This is a genomic window from Candidatus Hodarchaeum mangrovi, assembly GCF_975850365.1.
In genome coordinates, this window is sequence record NZ_CDLCQJ010000139.1 from 1 (window position 1) to 16,176 (window position 16,176).

General features: G+C 33.1%; 22 protein-coding genes and 1 tRNA gene. 14 read left to right on the forward strand and 9 right to left on the reverse strand.

Features of this window, described 5'->3' with window-relative positions; translation table 11 throughout:
• From ACWVCY_RS13405 to ACWVCY_RS13445, 9 genes are all read left to right on the forward strand, one after another.
• A partial coding sequence (locus tag ACWVCY_RS13405; RefSeq protein ID WP_455143400.1) for a sodium/proton-translocating pyrophosphatase occupies positions 1-1,053 on the forward strand: 1,053 nt, incomplete at its 5' end.
• Positions 1,054-1,233: 180 nt separating this feature from the next.
• Positions 1,234-1,779, forward strand: a complete 546-nt coding sequence (locus ACWVCY_RS13410; protein WP_455143402.1) for a DNA-directed RNA polymerase — start codon at positions 1,234-1,236, stop codon at positions 1,777-1,779.
• A complete protein-coding gene (spt4, locus tag ACWVCY_RS13415; RefSeq protein ID WP_455143404.1) occupies positions 1,780-1,974 on the forward strand; it encodes a transcription elongation factor subunit Spt4 in 195 nt (64 codons plus the stop codon). It begins immediately after the preceding gene.
• A gap of 10 nt (positions 1,975-1,984) precedes the next feature.
• Positions 1,985-2,560, forward strand: coding sequence for a GTP-dependent dephospho-CoA kinase family protein (locus ACWVCY_RS13420; RefSeq protein WP_455143406.1), 576 nt, complete (start codon positions 1,985-1,987; stop codon positions 2,558-2,560).
• Positions 2,541-2,843, forward strand: coding sequence for a 30S ribosomal protein S24e (locus ACWVCY_RS13425; RefSeq protein ID WP_455143408.1), 303 nt, complete (start codon positions 2,541-2,543; stop codon positions 2,841-2,843). Before ACWVCY_RS13420 ends, ACWVCY_RS13425 begins: the two co-directional genes overlap by 20 nt.
• Positions 2,844-2,847: 4 nt before the next feature.
• Positions 2,848-3,012 carry a 30S ribosomal protein S27ae gene (locus ACWVCY_RS13430; RefSeq protein ID WP_455143409.1) on the forward strand — a complete coding sequence of 55 codons (165 nt, stop codon included), beginning with the start codon at positions 2,848-2,850 and terminating at the stop codon, positions 3,010-3,012.
• Positions 3,013-3,032: 20 nt separating this feature from the next.
• On the forward strand, positions 3,033-4,031 hold the full coding sequence (locus ACWVCY_RS13435) for a bifunctional N(6)-L-threonylcarbamoyladenine synthase/serine/threonine protein kinase (RefSeq protein WP_455143411.1): 999 nt from the start codon (positions 3,033-3,035) through the stop codon (positions 4,029-4,031).
• Entirely contained in the window at positions 4,016-4,678 is a 663-nt protein-coding gene (locus ACWVCY_RS13440; protein WP_455143412.1) for a KEOPS complex kinase/ATPase Bud32, read from the forward strand. The genes ACWVCY_RS13435 and ACWVCY_RS13440 overlap by 16 nt, the downstream gene beginning before the upstream one ends.
• Positions 4,679-4,702: 24 nt before the next feature.
• Positions 4,703-5,455, forward strand: a complete 753-nt coding sequence (locus tag ACWVCY_RS13445; protein ID WP_455143414.1) for a proteasome assembly chaperone family protein — start codon at positions 4,703-4,705, stop codon at positions 5,453-5,455.
• 17 nt (positions 5,456-5,472) lie between these two features.
• On the opposite strand, the gene uppS is transcribed toward ACWVCY_RS13445, so the two are convergent.
• The 5 genes from uppS to ACWVCY_RS13470 all read right to left on the reverse strand — a co-directional run bounded on the left by uppS (position 5,473) and on the right by ACWVCY_RS13470 (position 8,048).
• The gene (uppS, locus tag ACWVCY_RS13450; protein WP_455143416.1) at positions 5,473-6,258 is read right to left on the reverse strand and encodes a polyprenyl diphosphate synthase; all 786 of its coding nucleotides are present in this window, start codon (positions 6,256-6,258) and stop codon (positions 5,473-5,475) included.
• Between the two features lie 221 nt (positions 6,259-6,479).
• A tRNA-Leu gene (locus tag ACWVCY_RS13455) sits at positions 6,480-6,564 on the reverse strand.
• A 47-nt stretch (positions 6,565-6,611) separates the two neighbouring features.
• Entirely contained in the window at positions 6,612-6,974 is a 363-nt protein-coding gene (locus tag ACWVCY_RS13460; protein WP_455143418.1) for a hypothetical protein, read from the reverse strand.
• Between the two features lie 10 nt (positions 6,975-6,984).
• The gene (locus ACWVCY_RS13465; RefSeq protein ID WP_455143420.1) at positions 6,985-7,428 is read right to left on the reverse strand and encodes an Lsm family RNA-binding protein; all 444 of its coding nucleotides are present in this window, start codon (positions 7,426-7,428) and stop codon (positions 6,985-6,987) included.
• A gap of 311 nt (positions 7,429-7,739) precedes the next feature.
• Positions 7,740-8,048 carry a hypothetical protein gene (locus ACWVCY_RS13470; protein WP_455143422.1) on the reverse strand — a complete coding sequence of 103 codons (309 nt, stop codon included), beginning with the start codon at positions 8,046-8,048 and terminating at the stop codon, positions 7,740-7,742.
• Positions 8,049-8,277: 229 nt separating this feature from the next.
• On the opposite strand from ACWVCY_RS13470, the gene ACWVCY_RS13475 reads away from it, so the two are divergent.
• Positions 8,278-8,622 (forward strand): transcription factor S, encoded by a 345-nt coding sequence (locus tag ACWVCY_RS13475; RefSeq protein WP_455143424.1) that lies wholly within the window; start codon positions 8,278-8,280, stop codon positions 8,620-8,622.
• A 13-nt stretch (positions 8,623-8,635) separates the two neighbouring features.
• Here ACWVCY_RS13475 and ACWVCY_RS13480 read toward each other — a convergent pair whose 3' ends face one another.
• Entirely contained in the window at positions 8,636-9,316 is a 681-nt protein-coding gene (locus ACWVCY_RS13480) for a fibrillarin-like rRNA/tRNA 2'-O-methyltransferase (protein WP_455143426.1), read from the reverse strand.
• A complete protein-coding gene (locus ACWVCY_RS13485; protein WP_455143428.1) occupies positions 9,313-10,590 on the reverse strand; it encodes an NOP5/NOP56 family protein in 1,278 nt (425 codons plus the stop codon). Before ACWVCY_RS13485 ends, ACWVCY_RS13480 begins: the two co-directional genes overlap by 4 nt.
• A 177-nt stretch (positions 10,591-10,767) precedes the next feature.
• On the opposite strand from ACWVCY_RS13485, the gene ACWVCY_RS13490 reads away from it, so the two are divergent.
• The 3 genes from ACWVCY_RS13490 to ACWVCY_RS13500 are packed head-to-tail and all read left to right on the forward strand — an operon-like array spanning position 10,768 to position 11,990.
• A complete protein-coding gene (locus ACWVCY_RS13490) occupies positions 10,768-10,953 on the forward strand; it encodes a ribbon-helix-helix domain-containing protein (protein WP_455143430.1) in 186 nt (61 codons plus the stop codon).
• Between the two features lie 22 nt (positions 10,954-10,975).
• Entirely contained in the window at positions 10,976-11,578 is a 603-nt protein-coding gene (locus ACWVCY_RS13495; protein WP_455143432.1) for a hypothetical protein, read from the forward strand.
• Positions 11,571-11,990, forward strand: coding sequence for an AN1-type zinc finger domain-containing protein (locus ACWVCY_RS13500; protein ID WP_455143434.1), 420 nt, complete (start codon positions 11,571-11,573; stop codon positions 11,988-11,990). The genes ACWVCY_RS13495 and ACWVCY_RS13500 overlap by 8 nt, the downstream gene beginning before the upstream one ends.
• On the opposite strand, the gene ACWVCY_RS13505 is transcribed toward ACWVCY_RS13500, so the two are convergent.
• Complete coding sequence (locus ACWVCY_RS13505) at positions 11,979-13,406, reverse strand: glycosyltransferase (RefSeq protein WP_455143436.1); 1,428 nt, start codon at positions 13,404-13,406, stop codon at positions 11,979-11,981. The genes ACWVCY_RS13500 and ACWVCY_RS13505 overlap by 12 nt on opposite strands.
• Before the next feature lie 199 nt (positions 13,407-13,605).
• Here ACWVCY_RS13505 and ACWVCY_RS13510 point away from each other — a divergent pair, with 199 nt between their 5' ends.
• A complete protein-coding gene (locus ACWVCY_RS13510) occupies positions 13,606-15,087 on the forward strand; it encodes an NAD(P)H-hydrate dehydratase (protein ID WP_455143438.1) in 1,482 nt (493 codons plus the stop codon).
• On the opposite strand, the gene ACWVCY_RS13515 is transcribed toward ACWVCY_RS13510, so the two are convergent.
• Complete coding sequence (locus tag ACWVCY_RS13515; RefSeq protein ID WP_455143440.1) at positions 15,084-15,677, reverse strand: TATA-box-binding protein; 594 nt, start codon at positions 15,675-15,677, stop codon at positions 15,084-15,086. The genes ACWVCY_RS13510 and ACWVCY_RS13515 overlap by 4 nt on opposite strands.
• Positions 15,678-16,176 lie beyond the last annotated feature (499 nt).

The window sequence follows — 16,176 nt, forward strand, 5'->3', positions numbered from 1 at the left end:
TCAGAACATATTGGGGAAACCATTCTCTATGGAATTGCATTAATTGGAATTGGTATGCTCTCGCATACTGGAAACAATGTTGCAATGGACTCCTTTGGTCCTATCAGTGATAACGCTCAAGGTATTGCTGAAATGACTGGAATGGATAAAGAATCAAGACGTGTACTGGAAGAATTAGATGCTGTTGGTAATACAACAAAAGCTATCACTAAGGGTGTAGCCATTGCCTCAGCAGTTATTGCATCCGTGAGCTTATTTGCCTCTTTTGTAACTGATGTAAGTATTGTTGCAGAACATTTAAATATTGAAAATCCCCTTGGATTTGGTCTTCGTATTAACATTCCTGCAGTTTTTATAGGCCTTTTAATCGGAGCTGGACTTCCATGGATATTTTCTGCTTTCAACATCAGAGCTGTTAATCGAGCTGCGGGTCAAACAATTGAAGAAGTTCGTCGACAATTTAAAATTCCTGGGATCATGGAGGGTACAAAAAAACCAGAATATGGCAGAGTGGTGAAAATTGTTACCGCTGCAGCACAAAAAGAACTTATTAGCTTAACTGTTATAGCTGTTAGTGTCCCTATATTTATGGCTATATTTTTCTCCCTTGCGCTGCACTCTGTAAATCTTCCTGAATCTATAGGGTCAGGAGTTGAAGTACTTGGTGGTTTTCAAGCTGGAATTATTGTTAGTGGACAATTACTTGCCGTATACATGTCAAATGCTGGAGGAGCTTGGGATAATGCGAAGAAAACGATAGAAGATGAACCAAGGAACTTAGAACAGAATACTGGAAAAGGATCAGAACGACATAAAGCTGGAGTTGTTGGTGACACTGTTGGTGATCCATTAAAGGACACCGCAGGTCCAGCATTGAATCCAATGATCAAAGTTATTAACTTGATAAGTTTAATCATTGCTCCGTTATTAGTTCAGTCCTATAAGAGCCCAATGTTGCAGATTATCTTAGCTATTGTGGGAGCTTTTCTATTTTTAGCCTTCTTATGGGCTTATCGTAGAAGCTCCCGAAAATCGGCACTCAAACTGGAATAAAGAAGAATTAAAACAAGAGGGATTATTTCTTTATTCCGATTTTTTCTTTTTTACTTTGCTATAGAATTAAACACCTTTTTATTAGGTAGGGAAATACTCAATAGTCTTGTTGATAAGCCCCTCATTGATCTGTTTTTCATTAGTATCTACTAGATATTTCGAATTGAGGATTTATGAATAATGTATTTTCTTACACGCATCCATGAAACCATCCGTGTACCCCCAAACAGATTTGGAGACTCCATTGAGAATGTAATCTTAGACATCACACGATCAAAAAACGAAACGACTATTGGTAGTGATGTGGGGATGATCGTCGCAATTTTAACTGTGAATGAAATCTCCCCAGGTCGAATCGTTCCTGGTGATGGAGCTACTTTTCATGATGTTGAATATGAGGCGATAACTTTCCGTCCTTTAGATGATGAAGTAACTGAAGGAGAGGTAGTAGAAACAACTAAATTTGGTTTCTTCATGCGAATTGGCTGTACGGATGCTCTCGCTCATATCAGCCAAATTGCTGATGAATATTTCCAAATGTCATCGAGGTCTTCTGGAGTGCTTGTTGGAAAAGAAACAGGTCGTACTATAAGACCTGGTGACCTTGTTCGGGGTAGGATAATAACAGCAACTGTTGACCATGTTAGTATGAAAATTGCAGTCACAATGAAAGGAGAAGGATTAGGCCTTATCAATTGGCTTCAAGACACAAAGGAGAAAAAATAGATGGTTAAACTGAAGGCATGCAAAAAATGCAATAGCATTGTCCATGGAGAAGATGTCTGTCCTATCTGTAAAACACATAATCATCTATCTAAGAATTTTTCTGGAATGGTGATTATAAGTGATATTAAAACAAGTAGAATCGCTAAGAAATTAAACATCACCCGTCCAGGAACTTATGCTATTAAAGTTCGTTAGGCGAATCTAATTGGGTTACAAACTTCCTCACTCCCTAAGGGAGTCTTTAAGAACTCCAATTGGAAAAATATTTAGCGGTTCTCCTTTGGAAACGACTCAAAAGGTGATAGATTATATAGAGGGATATAATAATCCGATTGTAACATCCATTGGTGATTTTTGTACTAAATACCTTCTTGATAAGAATTTTTATCCTAATATCATCATTTATGATGGAAAAACAAGAAGAAATGATTCTCTTAACTTAAATCTCGGTAAATATCAATTGATAGATGTTGTTAATCCACCTGAATGGATTACCAATGATAGTTGGAATATTATTAAAAACACGATATCTTTTTGTACTTCAAACAAATGCCGTGTAGCTATAAGGATTCAAGGAGAAGAGGATCTTCTGGTAATCCCGACTTTGTTATTATCACCTATAGGTAGTTTAATCGTATATGGTCAACCTCCATTCGATAAAAAAGAGACTGGAGGAATTGTTGTTATATTTGTAAATTTAAAAGCAAAAAACGACGTAAAATCAATGTTTAAGAGGTTTAAATATTACGAGGAAGTAAAGAATGGAAATAACAATAACTGAAGAAATTTATAATCCGTTAATTGGTAGAAAAGAAATTCAAGCCATAATAACTCATTTAGGAGAGGTTACTCCCACCAGAGATATTGTTCGGTCAAAAGTTGCTGCCCAACTCAACATGGATAAAAACCAAGTAATAATCCAAAAAATCCTCGGAAATTTCGGTGAACCCCGATCTAAAGTTACCGTGCATTGTTATGATGATCCTAACGACGTTTTTGCTATTGAACCTAAATATTTACTAAAAAGGAACTCATTGATAAAAGAAAATGCTGAAGAGGGTTAAATAAATGACTACCAGAAGAAAATCAGCTAATTCTTATTATGAAGTTGATTATAAAAAAGGAAGTATTAAACGTACCCATAAATTCTGTCCTCGTTGTAAAGGTACTTTTCTGGCGAAACATAAACAGAGATCATCTTGTGGATTATGTGGTTATGCTGAATTTTCATAAATTTCTATCCTGATAGTCTTATGTCAAACCAAAAACCTCCTATTATACTTGGTATTGAGGGAACAGCCCATACGGCAGGAATTGCCATAATTCAAGGTAAAAATATTCTTCTCAATAAAGCAATAACTTATACTCCATCCCAAGGGGGAATTCATCCCAGAGAAGCTTCTGAGTTTTTAGGAAAAACGTTTCCAGAGCTTCTCAAAGAAGTTAAATCTGAATTATCACTAAATTTTAGTATGCTAGATGCAATAGCATTCTCACGAGGGCCAGGACTAGGACCATGCCTTCGCACAACAGCTACTGTGGCTAGATCGCTTGCTTTACTCCTTAATATCCCTTTAATTGGAGTTAATCATTGTATAGCGCATGTAGAATTAGGAAAATCCCTTCTTCAAACATGTGATCCTTTAGTTTTATATGTAAGCGGAGGAAACACACAACTAATCACTTATTTGAACGAAAAGTATCGAGTCTTAGGAGAAACCCTTGATATAGCAATTGGAAATGCACTGGATAGTTTAGGACGAGAACTTGGTCTCCCACATCCTGGAGGTCCACAAATCGAACAGATAGCTTTGAAAGGTGAAAAACTACTTAATCTCCCATATGTTATTAAGGGAATGTCATTTTCATTTTCGGGGGTAGTAACTGCAGCAAAACGATTCATTAAATCTCATTCAATTACAGATATCTGTTATTCCTTTCAAGAATTTACATTTTCAGCGCTTGCAGAAGCTACGGAACGGGCAATAGCTTGTACTAAGAAATCTTCACTTCTTCTTACTGGTGGAGTCGCTGCTAACCAAAGACTCCAAGATATGATAAAAGAAGTAGCTCTAGAGCAAGAAGTAGAATGTTTTGTAGTCCCAAAAAACCTTTCAGGAGATAATGGTGCAATGATTGCACTAGCAGGTTTAAATATGTTCCAAGTAAAGGATTTTATTACTGTTGATCAGAGTAGAGTAAAACCTCGCTGGAGAACGGACCAGGTTGATGTCAGTTGGATTCATTCATGATTTTTAATAACAATAAAATCGCTAAAGGGGCTGAAGCAATCATTTTTAGCGGAAAATATTTAGATTATTCAATTATCATTAAACATCGTCTTCCTAAGAAGTACAGAATTCCAGAAATCGATAATATTATCAGGATGCAACGTTTAAGAGCAGAAGCAAGAATTACTGCTTTTGCTTGGAAGATAGGGGGTCAAGTTCCTACAATCTTTGCTCTCGATCCTTTTAAAAATCTGTTGATAATGGAAAAGATAGATGGTAAACTATTATTTAAATCCCTTTCATTTGAAGACCAGACCCTGAAACAGAATTTATTTTATAAAACTGGTAATCAAATTGGATTACTTCATCAAAATGAGATTATTCATGGAGATTTAACAGTTTTTAATGTAATAATTACTCCAAGTGAAAAAACATTCATAATAGATTTTGGGTTAGCTCAAATCTCAAACGAAGTCGAAAAAAAAGCAGAGGATTTGCTAACATTTAGAAATACACTAAAAGCGATTTCAAAAGATTACAAAAAGCTATTTCAGTCCTTTAGAAAAGGTTATTTAGATATTTATAGGGAAGGAAAGAATGCACTAGAACATATGAAGAAAATTGAAAGTAGAGCTCGCTATATCGCACGAGAAGAAAGGTATGAATAAATATTGAAAATGAGATGTATTTAAATGAAATTTAAAATTTTCAAAGAAGAACCTGAGATTCTTGATAATTGTAGAGTATTTATTGGTGGATGGCATGGATTGGGAGAAATTGGCTATATCTGTGTATCACATCTTGTTCAGGAAATGAAACTAATAAGAGTAGCCACAATCATGTCAAGTGGAGCACCACCTTTTATATCAGTCCAAGAAAACCAATTAAGGCTACCTTTCGAGATTTATTCAAAGCAAAATTCCGATATTGCAGTTTTCATCCCACATTTACAGCCTTATCGACATGTCCAGATTGAATTTTCAGAAAAACTTTCAGAATGGATACTAAGTCACAAAACATTCGAGGTAGCTTATTTCATTGGAGGAGTTGATTCAAGATTGAAGGTTTCTGATCAATCTTTGCAATATATACCTAGTAGAATGTTCAAATCATATACTGGTGTCTCAGAGAAATTTCGAAATGAAATTGCTACTAATTTACTAGATCAAGGATTATTCGTTGCAGGACCACTTGCTATAATGCTTGGATACCTTGACATGAACCTCTTTCCTGCAATTGGTCTCCTTGCATATGCTGAAAGAGAACGACCTGATCCTTTAGGTGCTGTTGCTGCAGTTGAAAAACTAAATAACATACTTAATTTATCAATTGGGACAGAAGAATTGATTAAAAATGCACAACTGATTGAAGAGGAGATAAAAAGACAATTAGCTCCGATTGAAGAAACAAATAGAGATTCTCAGACACGACGTATTTATACCTAGATTTTAGGACTTAGAAATCACTTACCAAATCTCCTTTGTCTTGATTGGTACGTACGAATAGCACGCCAAAGGTCTATCTTTCTAAATCCTGGAAAGTAAACATCTGCAAAATAAAGCTCACTATACGCACTTTGCCAGGTCAAAAAACCTGAGAGTCTTTCTTCTCCAGATGTCCTAATTATTAAATCCGGATCTGGAATACCATTTGTGTACAAATGTCGACCCACAACCACCTCATTAATATCAGCAGAGGTCATTGTACCGTTTTCAATTTTCTTTGCTATTGATTTGATTGCATCAATCATTTCAGCACGACCTCCATAACCAACCGCTATAATCAAGGTGGGCCCATCGTTATAAATTGCAGTATTTGTTTCAGCCATTTGAATAGCATTTTGAACGGATTGGGGTAAGAGATGAGTTCTTCCTATAACTTTTATACGAACTTTACGTTTTTTGATTTCGGGGTGTTCAATAATTTCTTTAAAGCTTTTTTCAAAAAGGGTCATTAATTCTTTAACTTCTTCTTCGTTCCTGTTAAAATTTTCAGTTGAAAAAGCATAAAGAGTGACATACTTTATCTGCAGATCATAAAACCACTTTAAAATTTCTTTTAGCTTTTGTTGACCTAATTGGTGTCCTAAGTGGCTTGGAAGGTTTTTAGCACGCGCATAACGACGATTTCCATCCATAATCAAAGCAACATGCTGTGGATGAACCCCTTCTTTTATTCCATCTTTAATCTGGGACCATAATTTTTTTTCATAAATTCGATAAAGGAAGGAATCCAAAGCAATCTTCAATTTTTACCCTCAAATCAGCCATAAATAAGTTAAATTATTATTATTATTATTGATAAAAAGAATATCCGAATCATTTTTCCACAAGGTTCATTTTTCTTTTAAGTTAATAGATGTTTAGTTAGAAGAAGTAATGAAGATGGAAAGGAAAATTTCAAACCATCCAAATGAACATTAAATCCTTCTTATTCTTTATTTTTATGAACTTCCCTCCTTTGAAATCATGCGGGGGATGAGATTTGAACTCACGAACGCCTACGCGACTAGGACCTCAACCTAGCTCCTTTGACCTGGCTGGGAAACCCCCGCATTTGTCACAATATTCTTTTTTGGAAATTTTTATTTTAATTTCGGTTTTATTTAAGAATTATTTTAAAATCCTTCAAAACTGGTTGAATCTCCTTTATCTCCGATGTCGTATAAATTCTTAAAATTAAACCTCCTGCAGAGAAAGAATAGACATTTTCATCACCTACAGGTCTGGTTCTAAAGCTAATAGCATTATAAACAAGATGAGCGTCAGAGTATTCTTGTGAGCTTTTTTTCTTATCTTGGGGAATTATTTCAATGGTAAATTCTTTAAATTCCTCCATTGGGATTAAACCAAGTGGGACTTCAATTCTCCCTCGTAAGCTCTTTGCTTCATCACGAAAGTCTACTAACCACATATTATTATCTGAATCTTCTTCTAGACGCATTCTTTCTGCATTTATAATCATATGATTTCACTTATTCCTCTGATGATTGTGTTTGAGCATAGCGGTTGAAAATAGCTCGAACTCGATCAGCAACAGGACCTGAACCTTCCACACCGGTTTCCGACACTTTCACCCTTTCCAAGACTACAATCAATCCAGCTTCATCATAAACCTTTACATCTCCAGGCCTTCTGAAGATTTGCTCTAGTTCTTCTTTTAATCCTAGTAAATCAAATGGAGCTTCTTCTAAGTATATTTCAGATATTAAATCTCCATTTAACGCAATTCTATGAATTTCTTTTAGGTCTTGATCCTTCCGGGCTTTTACAAGAACACAAGTTAAAGTCTCAGGACTGACTCCTTTCATTTCACCAACATATTTTGTTCCATTTTTAAGGACTACAGCTACTCTTTTATTAGTAAATGCAGAGATTTCCTTTTGATAAGACCTTTTTGCCACTCCAATTAAGCTCATACTAATTCCTCCAATCATTCTGTAAATTTAAGGATTCCCACACTTCGGTGAAGTTGGGTTATTATTATAATGTTTGTATTAAATGTAGAATTCTTAAAATCAGTATTGAGTGATTTAAAGTTTCTATTATGTTTACAAACTATTAATCATAAAGTTAAAGCCAATAAGATAAATTTTTCATGCATTCCTAGCTTATTGCTTCAATTCTTTGCTACAAATTGATATTATGATAAATTTATTCCCAATCCTCTCCGGAATTCCTAGATGTTGAGGAATTTTTTAGATTAAATTCGATTATACTAAAGGATAAACTATTTAGATACTTCCTCCTTCATTTTATAATATAAATCCCAGTCTAAATTAGTTTTTAAGAGTTTTTTTACTTTTATTCCTGATTCTTGAATCTCTCCAAATAGAAATGCTATATCACCTTCTTTAAAATCCTTGACATCATCATTACGAATTTCTATCTCAAGTTCTTCGTGATTATCAGTAATCCGAATCATTCCTTTTGTTATTTCAATTATTTTTACAAGACATCGGAATTTTGTATCAGTAGTTAAACTTGTCAATGAAAGAAGAGTTGTTTCGCCATAAGGCATATTTGACTTTCTTTTCATTTAGATCTCCTTTACCAACTTTAATCGATCTATTACACCATTTAAAAATTCTTTAGAATGATATTAATCCATAATTAATTCAGACTAGTATTTTATTTTGTCTTTTAACAATATTATGCAGAATGAATTTAGTTATAAAATTCCAAAAATATTTAGTATTGGTTTATTTAAGGTTCATTCGAATTAAAAAATCTACTTCGCTAATAATACAAACATTGGGTTGATCTTGATGAGCTTTTGTAGCTGTGGTGCATTGATGGTTCCAAAGAAAACAGAAAATGGTTTAGTTCATATGCATTGCCCCTCATGTGGCAAAATTTTAGCACCTGGAGTTAAAAATAACTCAAAATTATTTGAAATTAAGCATACTATTAGACATAACGAACTTGAGAAGACAGTTATCATCGAAAATCCAAATGAAGTGGAAACGATGCCTTTTACTAATGTTACATGTAAAAAATGTGGTAATAACGAAGCTGTTTATTGGCAAGTACAAACCCGAAGTGCAGATGAAGCCCCAACAACATTTTATCGGTGTAAAAAATGTGGAAATACATGGAGAGATTATGGTTAAATTGAATGACCATTTAAGGCATTTTAATTACAACCACTGCATGTTTTTTCTCATAAGGTTCAATGGTTTTATATTCTATTATTTCAAGACCAAAATCTTCTTCTAGCTCTTTTATTTGATTAGAAAAGACTTTTTCTGGTTCTAAAGAAACATCAATACTTTGTGATTTTATTGCTATTAAACCAAAACCTCCTGACTTCAAAAATTCAAGAGCATTCCTACCAAATATTGTTGCTTGATCAGGTTGAGCTACATCTTGATAAATTAGATCAGCTTCTAATACAAAGGAAGAGTATTCCTCAGGTCTTCTTGCATCAGCTAATATTGGGATTAAATTGGATCTTTGCTCTGAAAGCCTAAAAAACTTTCTCATTACTTTTGAAGAAAATTCTACCCCAAAAATGATTCCATGGGTATTAATATCAGAGAAATGAGAAGCAGTAGTCCCTGTTGAAACACCTAGATATAAGATTGATTTCTCTTTAATTTGGGGGAGTGATTTCATACCTGATAAATATGCTGCAGCAAATTTTGAACGATAAGGATCCCAATATCGATATTCTTTTCCCTCAAACATAAAAAGATCCTCATCATAAACTGTTTTACCAATCGTAGCATTAATTGTTGCTAAACGAGCTTTTTCTTTATCATCAACCTTATATAAACCCTGAATGTATGTCTCAGAGACTTTCATTTATTTTGACCTCTTTGTTTCTCTTCTCTTCGTTTTCTTCTTTCAGATCTTGGTTTTGACCGTTTTCCCTTTTGCCATGGTTGTTTTACCCTTGGTTTCCGTTTCTTAAGTTTCTGTTCCAGTTGCCTTGCTGAAGGCTCAGGATATGTATCTGTAATGTCCTTAATTCTTTCTTCAAGATCATTTAGGAGAGTATCACCAATAAATTCACCACTAAAATAATCTACTCTAGCTGCTATTGATAATTTTCCTGCCAACGCACGAGCAATTTTTCCACGAATGTGCTTTTTTGCAGAATGAATATAAGGAGATTGAAAAAGTACACCATGTTTAGGAGGATCTTCACCTGATCTTAAATGCCGAAATAACGCTTTTTCTGCCCCTAAAACTTGTATAGTCCCAGAAGAAACTTTAGCTAGATTTTCTAAGCTTCCTGCAAGAGCAATTAATCTTGCACCAAGCAAACTTCCAACCAATTTTTGAATATTTGGAGCAACTTCTTTCATGCTTTCATCAATATAAGATTCCAAGCTTTCTTTAACCTTGAGAATTTCAACTCCGAAATTAGCAAAATCACCTATAGGTTTCATGTCATAAGGGGAAATTTCAGACCCTAAAGACTGTAATGCTGCATTTAAAATGTGTTCTCGTCTTTTATCAGAAAGATGGCTAATACTATTCTCAGTGAGTTCTGAACGAATTGCAGCATTAGTTTTAGAAATCAATTGAATATACTGATCATTATCTCTTACTAATTCCTGAAGTTCAGGGAAATGAATTCCATACCATTCTGATAATCTGGCATAAATTAGATTTAATATCGCATTTATATCGTCAATACTATTTATTGCTTGAGCCATATAGATATCACGAGCTTCTACCTTTTCCTTAAGCAAAGATCTTGTATAATCCATTGCATTGTCTCGTATCATAGTACTTATCTTTGAAATGCTCTCTTTTTCGAATTTTGTTTTTAAGAATTCATTAACTTTTCCGCGAAGGGATTTAAGCTCACCTGATACAGCAAACCTTACAGAATTAAATCCAAGCGTACGTAAATTGTTAACTAGCTTAGAATTATCTGAAACAACTTCCTCTTCTTTATCTTTTAAAGATTCAAATAACTTAGATTTGTTTGCATTTATAAATTTTGAAATTTCAGCCTCTAAAAAGCTTGATTTATCTTTAAATGGTATAAAATCATAAATAATTGGATTAGAATCCTCAATACCACCAATAAAAAATCCAAAACTGGTTAAAAGAATATATTTCAATTTTTAAACCCCTAAATTTATAATTCAAGCTAACTTTATTAATATCAAAAAAGTTATTTATTTTTCTTAATTTTGTATAAACCTGTTTAGACTAGGTTAGAATGCTTAAAAATACTATCAAGACGTTAGAATATAGTTTAAGATATTTAAAAGGCAAAAAAACGTGTGAAATCAATAATGACCAAGCAAAAACCAATCAGTATCAAAATTCCGTCAAAAGTTTTAATATTAATAGATAATCTTGTTAGATTAGGACAATATGAATCACGTTCTCACTTTTTACGAATAGCTATCGAAGAATTATTAAAAAATGAGCTTGATACTTGGGATAAATTAGTAAATCAGATCTCAGAAAAGAGATAGCTTTTGAAATGGTGTAATTTATATGTTCTCTCTGACAAAAAGAGAAACAACTGGACTAATTATTGGTACTATTGTTTTTGTAGTTGTTGAAATATCTACCTTTTGGCAAGATTTTAATCTCTTAGAACTAATAATATTAGTAATATTGATTTCCCCTTTATTCCTTCTTCATGAATTAGGCCATAAATACACTGCAATATATAATGATATGACCTCTGAGTTTTATTTAGATCAAAATGCAGCATTATTGTCTCTTTTTTCTGTATTTCTACCGTTAAAAATTATTGCACCTGGTGTAGTGTTAAGTTCAGGTTATCATACACCAAAAATTGAAGCACGTATTGCAATGATAGGCCCATTGATTAATACTTTCCTCAGTGGGTTTCTACTAATTATTTCTTCGTTTATCATAGATGATTGGAGAATAATTCTTTCTATAGTTAGCAAAGCATCATCAGATATTGCTCTTTTTAACATTCTTCCTTTTTTTGTTCTTGATGGGGCTAAAGTTTATCGTTGGAATAAATTAGTTTTTTGGACAATCTTTCTAATTGTAATTATCATTTGGAGCTTTCACCCATTAGGATTAGGTATTAGAATATTGGAGAGTGTTTTTTATGGATGAACTTTCTGATCAAGAGAAAATAATTATAATAATATCCATAATTTTGACTCTGATTGGATTATTTCAATTGTTTTTTTTCCCCAATCAGGATTATTCAATTAATTGGCTGATTTTTGGAGTAACTGCAACCATTAGTTCTTTTATTTTAATATATTATTTTGTTATTAAACAATCTCAACCAAGAAAGAAATCTTATCCGATCCATCGGAGTAGAATGTCTGATAGAAGATCATTTACTAATCTAGAAGTAATCCCTCCCTCCAAATTACAGAAAAAAACCAAAATCGAAGGAAAATGTTATTATTGTAATTCTTTCGCTTCATTTGGATTTACCTGCAGTTTTTGTGGAGGATACTTTTGTTCTGACCATAGAATTCCTGAAAAACACCATTGTGTTGGATTAAGAAGATAGATAATTTGAAAATGCATGGAAAAATTCCGAAATGACCATATTCAAGAGAGAACAAGTGATAAATAAGTAATAAAAAGCTTGAACATAAAAACCAACTCCTAATTGAAAAGCATGAAAAGAAGCTAATCCTAAAATACAGATATAAAAGATTTCTACAAATAAAATCCAATCAATTGGTATAGGTTCTTTGATTATTAATTTCTGTGCATTTTCATTTTTTAGATTGAATTTAGGAGTTCTTACAAATGTCCCACCATAACTGATCAATCCTGAGATCGATCCTATACTCATTCTTATTACTAGTCCTGCTCCCCAAAATAGAAAACATGGAATGAAAAAAACTTGGAATAAACCACGCTTTGCTCTTAAAACCGCAATAATATATGACATTATTCCACATATCGTTAATACAGAATAAATTAAACCAAAACATGAAAATATTAAAGAAAAATTAGCTGGGTAAAAAAGAAGTAGAGCTCCTGAGACTGTATTCGTAACTATAAGTAATGGAGCCAAATATTGAGTTAAATGAAGTATACCCTGAATTTTGGACTTTTTCGTTCGATTATATATGAAATTTTTAAAATTCTTTCTTATATTCTGTGAAAATCCTTTAGACCATCGGCTTTGTTGAATGATCCAACTTCGGAGAGTTGGGGGAATCTCCTGATAATTCGTTTTTTGAGCAAGATAGATTATCTCATAACCTAGGATTTGAGCACGATATGCTAGGTCCAAGTCTTCTGCTAGAGTTTGAGACGACCAACCTCCGCTTTTTTCGATAACACTTTTTCGCCAAATTCCACCTGTTCCATTAAATCCAATGAACGCATTTTTTCTTTTTCGACCAGGTTTCTCAACTAAAAAGTGTCCATCCAATCCTATTGACATAGCGCGAGTAAAAATAGAATATTTCAAGTTCCGATGATCCCAGCGTGTTTGGAGAGCACCAAGATTAGGATTATCTTTAAAGTAGTGAATTGTATCCATTAAAAAATTGGGATCTACCTGAAAATCTGCATCAAACATCGCAATATATTCTGAAGTTATCTTTTTTATCCCGTTAGATAGCGCACCAGCTTTAAACCCCTCCCTATTGCTCCTCTTAATTATTTGGATATTATATCCTTTTTCAAATAGAGTTTTAGTTGATTTGTTAATAATTTCAGATGTTTCATCTGTTGAATCGTCTAGGAATTGAATTGTTATCTTTTGAGGAGTATAGATCATATTAGCTAAGTTTTTAATAGTTTCATTAATAATATTTGATTCATTATAGATTGGAATTTGAACAGTGACATTGGGTAACTCATCAGAAGAAAAGTAATTATAAGGGACTGGATCTTCCCATTTTAGTGAGGAAATTGCAAGGAAAAGAAGGTTTAATGGGTATGGTACGAGTAAAATTCCACTCATTACATTCAAATTAACTAAAAAAATAAATATAAAATCCAAGGTTAATCTGCCCACTAAACTTTTTATCATCATTTAATTTGAATAGTTATTGGTAAGATGCTATTTGGAGTGCTTGTTATTCAAAATTGTTTTATACAAAATTCTTATAGACTCTTCGGGGTGAATAAATCTGGACACAGAAAAAATTTCAATTTTAGATATGAGTATCGCTGATGTCAATTCCGAATATCTGGGGGTAGAGAGAGTTTTACTTATGGAAAATGCAGGAAAAGGTATAGCTGAGTTTATCGAAACCCTGAATCAAGAAAAAACCATTAAAAAAGTAAAAATTTTTGCAGGTAGGGGGGGAAATGGAGGAGATGGGATGGTAGCTGTTCGTCATCTGTCACAAATCAACAATGTAGAGCTGTTCCTTTTGGGTTCTTCGTCTTCGATTATTAAAAAGTCAACAATAAAGAATTGGAAGATTTTGAACCGTCTTTCTAATGAAATTCACATTAAAGAACTCCAAAATTCTGAGGATATTAAGGAACTGAATTTTGAACCTGATTCACTAATTATAGATGCTATTGTAGGGACAGGAATTCGTGGTCAGATAAAAAATCCATTAAATTATTTATTAGAAAAACTAAATCAATGGCAAAAAAAGGGAAACATTATTATCAGTGTAGATACTCCTACTGGTATTAATCCTGATACTGGTGCTTTATCAAATGTTTATCTAACTCCCAATTGGACAATATGTCTTCATAAGCAAAAATTAGGTCTTAATCAAGTAAATTCAGGAACAATTGTTGTGAAAAAAATTGGAATTACAAGAGAAGCAGAAGAGTTAATAGGTCCAGGTGATTTCTTAGCTTTAAAAAAAAGAGACCCATGGTCTAAAAAAGGGGATAATGGGAGAATTTTAGTTATTGGAGGAAATTCAATCTATTCAGGTGCCCCTAGTCTAGCAGCTCAAGCTGCAATTCAAGCAGGAGCAGATCTAGTTACAATTTTATGCCCTAAAAGCATTTCTACAGCGATTAGAGCACATTCGTTCGAATTTATCGTTTACGAATATCCAGAATCCCATTTAAATATGAAATCAATAGATGAAACCTTAATCAAGGAAAATGATGTTATCCTTTTAGGACCAGGATTAGGAAGAAAAGATGAAACTCGCGAAGCTGTTTTGAAAGTTCAATCTCTAGCTAAAACTTTTGATAAATTCATTGTTTATGATGCTGATGCTCTTAAATTGCTTGATGTAAAAAACTTGACACCAAATTCAATATTAACTCCACACTTAGGTGAATTTTTAAGCTTAACAGGGCAAAAACTCCCACAATCACAGGAAGAATTTCAGGAACGAAAAGAAATATTTTATAGAATAATTAGTCAATATTCAGGTATTTGGGTTCTAAAAGGACATTGGGATATTGTTTCAGATACAGATTCTATGAAGATTAATAAAACAGGAATCGTGAAAATGACAAGAGGGGGAACAGGAGACATTCTTGCTGGGATTACTTCGGGATTAATTGTCCAATCTGTTTCTCCTTTCTATGCAGCATGTATGGCGACATATATTAATGGAAAGGCAAGTGAATTAATTGAAAAAAATTTTTCCCTTCTCAACTTATTAAACTGTATCCCAAAAGTTATTTCTCATTCCCTAGACTTTATTGCTTCTGATTAAAACTCTAATCCAGTTACCTCAAAAGCATCAATTTCTTCTAAAATAGAATAAATCTTTTCAATCGATTGATAAACGTAATCCTCTTTTTTGGCACCTGTACAAACCAATTTCCCAGACTGAAATAATAGTAATACTACTTTTGGTTCTTGCATCCTGTAGATTAATCCAGGAAACTGTTCTGGTTCATACATTGAATGTTCTAGGAGGAGTGCTGCTAATTCAAGATTGATTCTTTTTCCAAGAGTTCCAGAAGCCACAATATTTTGAACTGTAATAGTAGCTTCATGCTTCACATTATGTCCAGCATTTCGCAATAACTCTGAAATCACCTCAACCGCCTCTTCAATCATCTCTACTGATTTTGCACCAGTAACTACAAGTTTTCCTGAAGAAAAAACTAATATAGATACTTTTGGTTTTTTTATTTTAACAACAACTCCAGGAAATTGTTCGGGAATATAAGAAACTTGAACATCACCAGGGAGACGAGAAGCTGCCCGTTCTAATTTAATTTTACATCTTAGATCCACTGAAGCAACTACATTTTGTACTTCAGCGAACAAATCAGCTTTTTCTGAACTACTTGACACGTATCTCACCATAAATAAATGATTATAAGTGATAAAGTGGTATATTTTAAAAGGGTAGGATCTGTCAAAAGTTTACAATCCTATCAAAACACAATAGAATCATTTATAAAGTCACTTTATAAGCATTTATAAAGGTAAAACAGTAATATGTCGTATAAAGTCTAAGAAACTCATTTTTATTTTAGAATATCGATTTTTTATTATTAAAAACCATAAAAGAAAATAGATGACTCACAAACACTTCTCGTACAAATTACTTTTGTTTTATTGTGGTTGTAATGGTTTTTCAGAGTTTTAAAATCTCTAAAGTCTTATCAGACCGAAAATAAATATTTGGATCAGAATAGGTCTGAATTTTCTTTCCTTTGATGTTTATTCAACCTAATTCTACACTAGCTTATCCTTTGATTTCTTGAATTTTTAATTCTCGGCCAGTAAGCTTTTATAAGCTTTATCATGTTTGAACCTCAAGTTTAATAGGGGGTCTCTTTTGTCTCCA

Coding starts and splice junctions, on each gene's coding strand:
- ACWVCY_RS13425 (WP_455143408.1), top strand. CDS start 2,541: ATGGAAATAACAATAACTGAAGAAATTTATAATCCGTTAATTGGTAGA.
- spt4 (WP_455143404.1), top strand. CDS start 1,780: ATGGTTAAACTGAAGGCATGCAAAAAATGCAATAGCATTGTCCATGGA.
- ACWVCY_RS13490 (WP_455143430.1), top strand. CDS start 10,768: ATGACCAAGCAAAAACCAATCAGTATCAAAATTCCGTCAAAAGTTTTA.
- ACWVCY_RS13480 (WP_455143426.1), bottom strand. CDS start 9,316: ATGAAAGTCTCTGAGACATACATTCAGGGTTTATATAAGGTTGATGAT.
- ACWVCY_RS13500 (WP_455143434.1), top strand. CDS start 11,571: ATGGATGAACTTTCTGATCAAGAGAAAATAATTATAATAATATCCATA.
- ACWVCY_RS13430 (WP_455143409.1), top strand. CDS start 2,848: ATGACTACCAGAAGAAAATCAGCTAATTCTTATTATGAAGTTGATTAT.
- ACWVCY_RS13465 (WP_455143420.1), bottom strand. CDS start 7,428: ATGAGCTTAATTGGAGTGGCAAAAAGGTCTTATCAAAAGGAAATCTCT.
- ACWVCY_RS13410 (WP_455143402.1), top strand. CDS start 1,234: ATGTATTTTCTTACACGCATCCATGAAACCATCCGTGTACCCCCAAAC.
- ACWVCY_RS13505 (WP_455143436.1), bottom strand. CDS start 13,406: ATGAGTGGAATTTTACTCGTACCATACCCATTAAACCTTCTTTTCCTT.
- ACWVCY_RS13495 (WP_455143432.1), top strand. CDS start 10,976: ATGTTCTCTCTGACAAAAAGAGAAACAACTGGACTAATTATTGGTACT.
- ACWVCY_RS13435 (WP_455143411.1), top strand. CDS start 3,033: ATGTCAAACCAAAAACCTCCTATTATACTTGGTATTGAGGGAACAGCC.
- ACWVCY_RS13470 (WP_455143422.1), bottom strand. CDS start 8,048: ATGAAAAGAAAGTCAAATATGCCTTATGGCGAAACAACTCTTCTTTCA.
- ACWVCY_RS13475 (WP_455143424.1), top strand. CDS start 8,278: ATGAGCTTTTGTAGCTGTGGTGCATTGATGGTTCCAAAGAAAACAGAA.
- ACWVCY_RS13460 (WP_455143418.1), bottom strand. CDS start 6,974: ATGATTATAAATGCAGAAAGAATGCGTCTAGAAGAAGATTCAGATAAT.
- ACWVCY_RS13510 (WP_455143438.1), top strand. CDS start 13,606: ATGAGTATCGCTGATGTCAATTCCGAATATCTGGGGGTAGAGAGAGTT.
- ACWVCY_RS13445 (WP_455143414.1), top strand. CDS start 4,703: ATGAAATTTAAAATTTTCAAAGAAGAACCTGAGATTCTTGATAATTGT.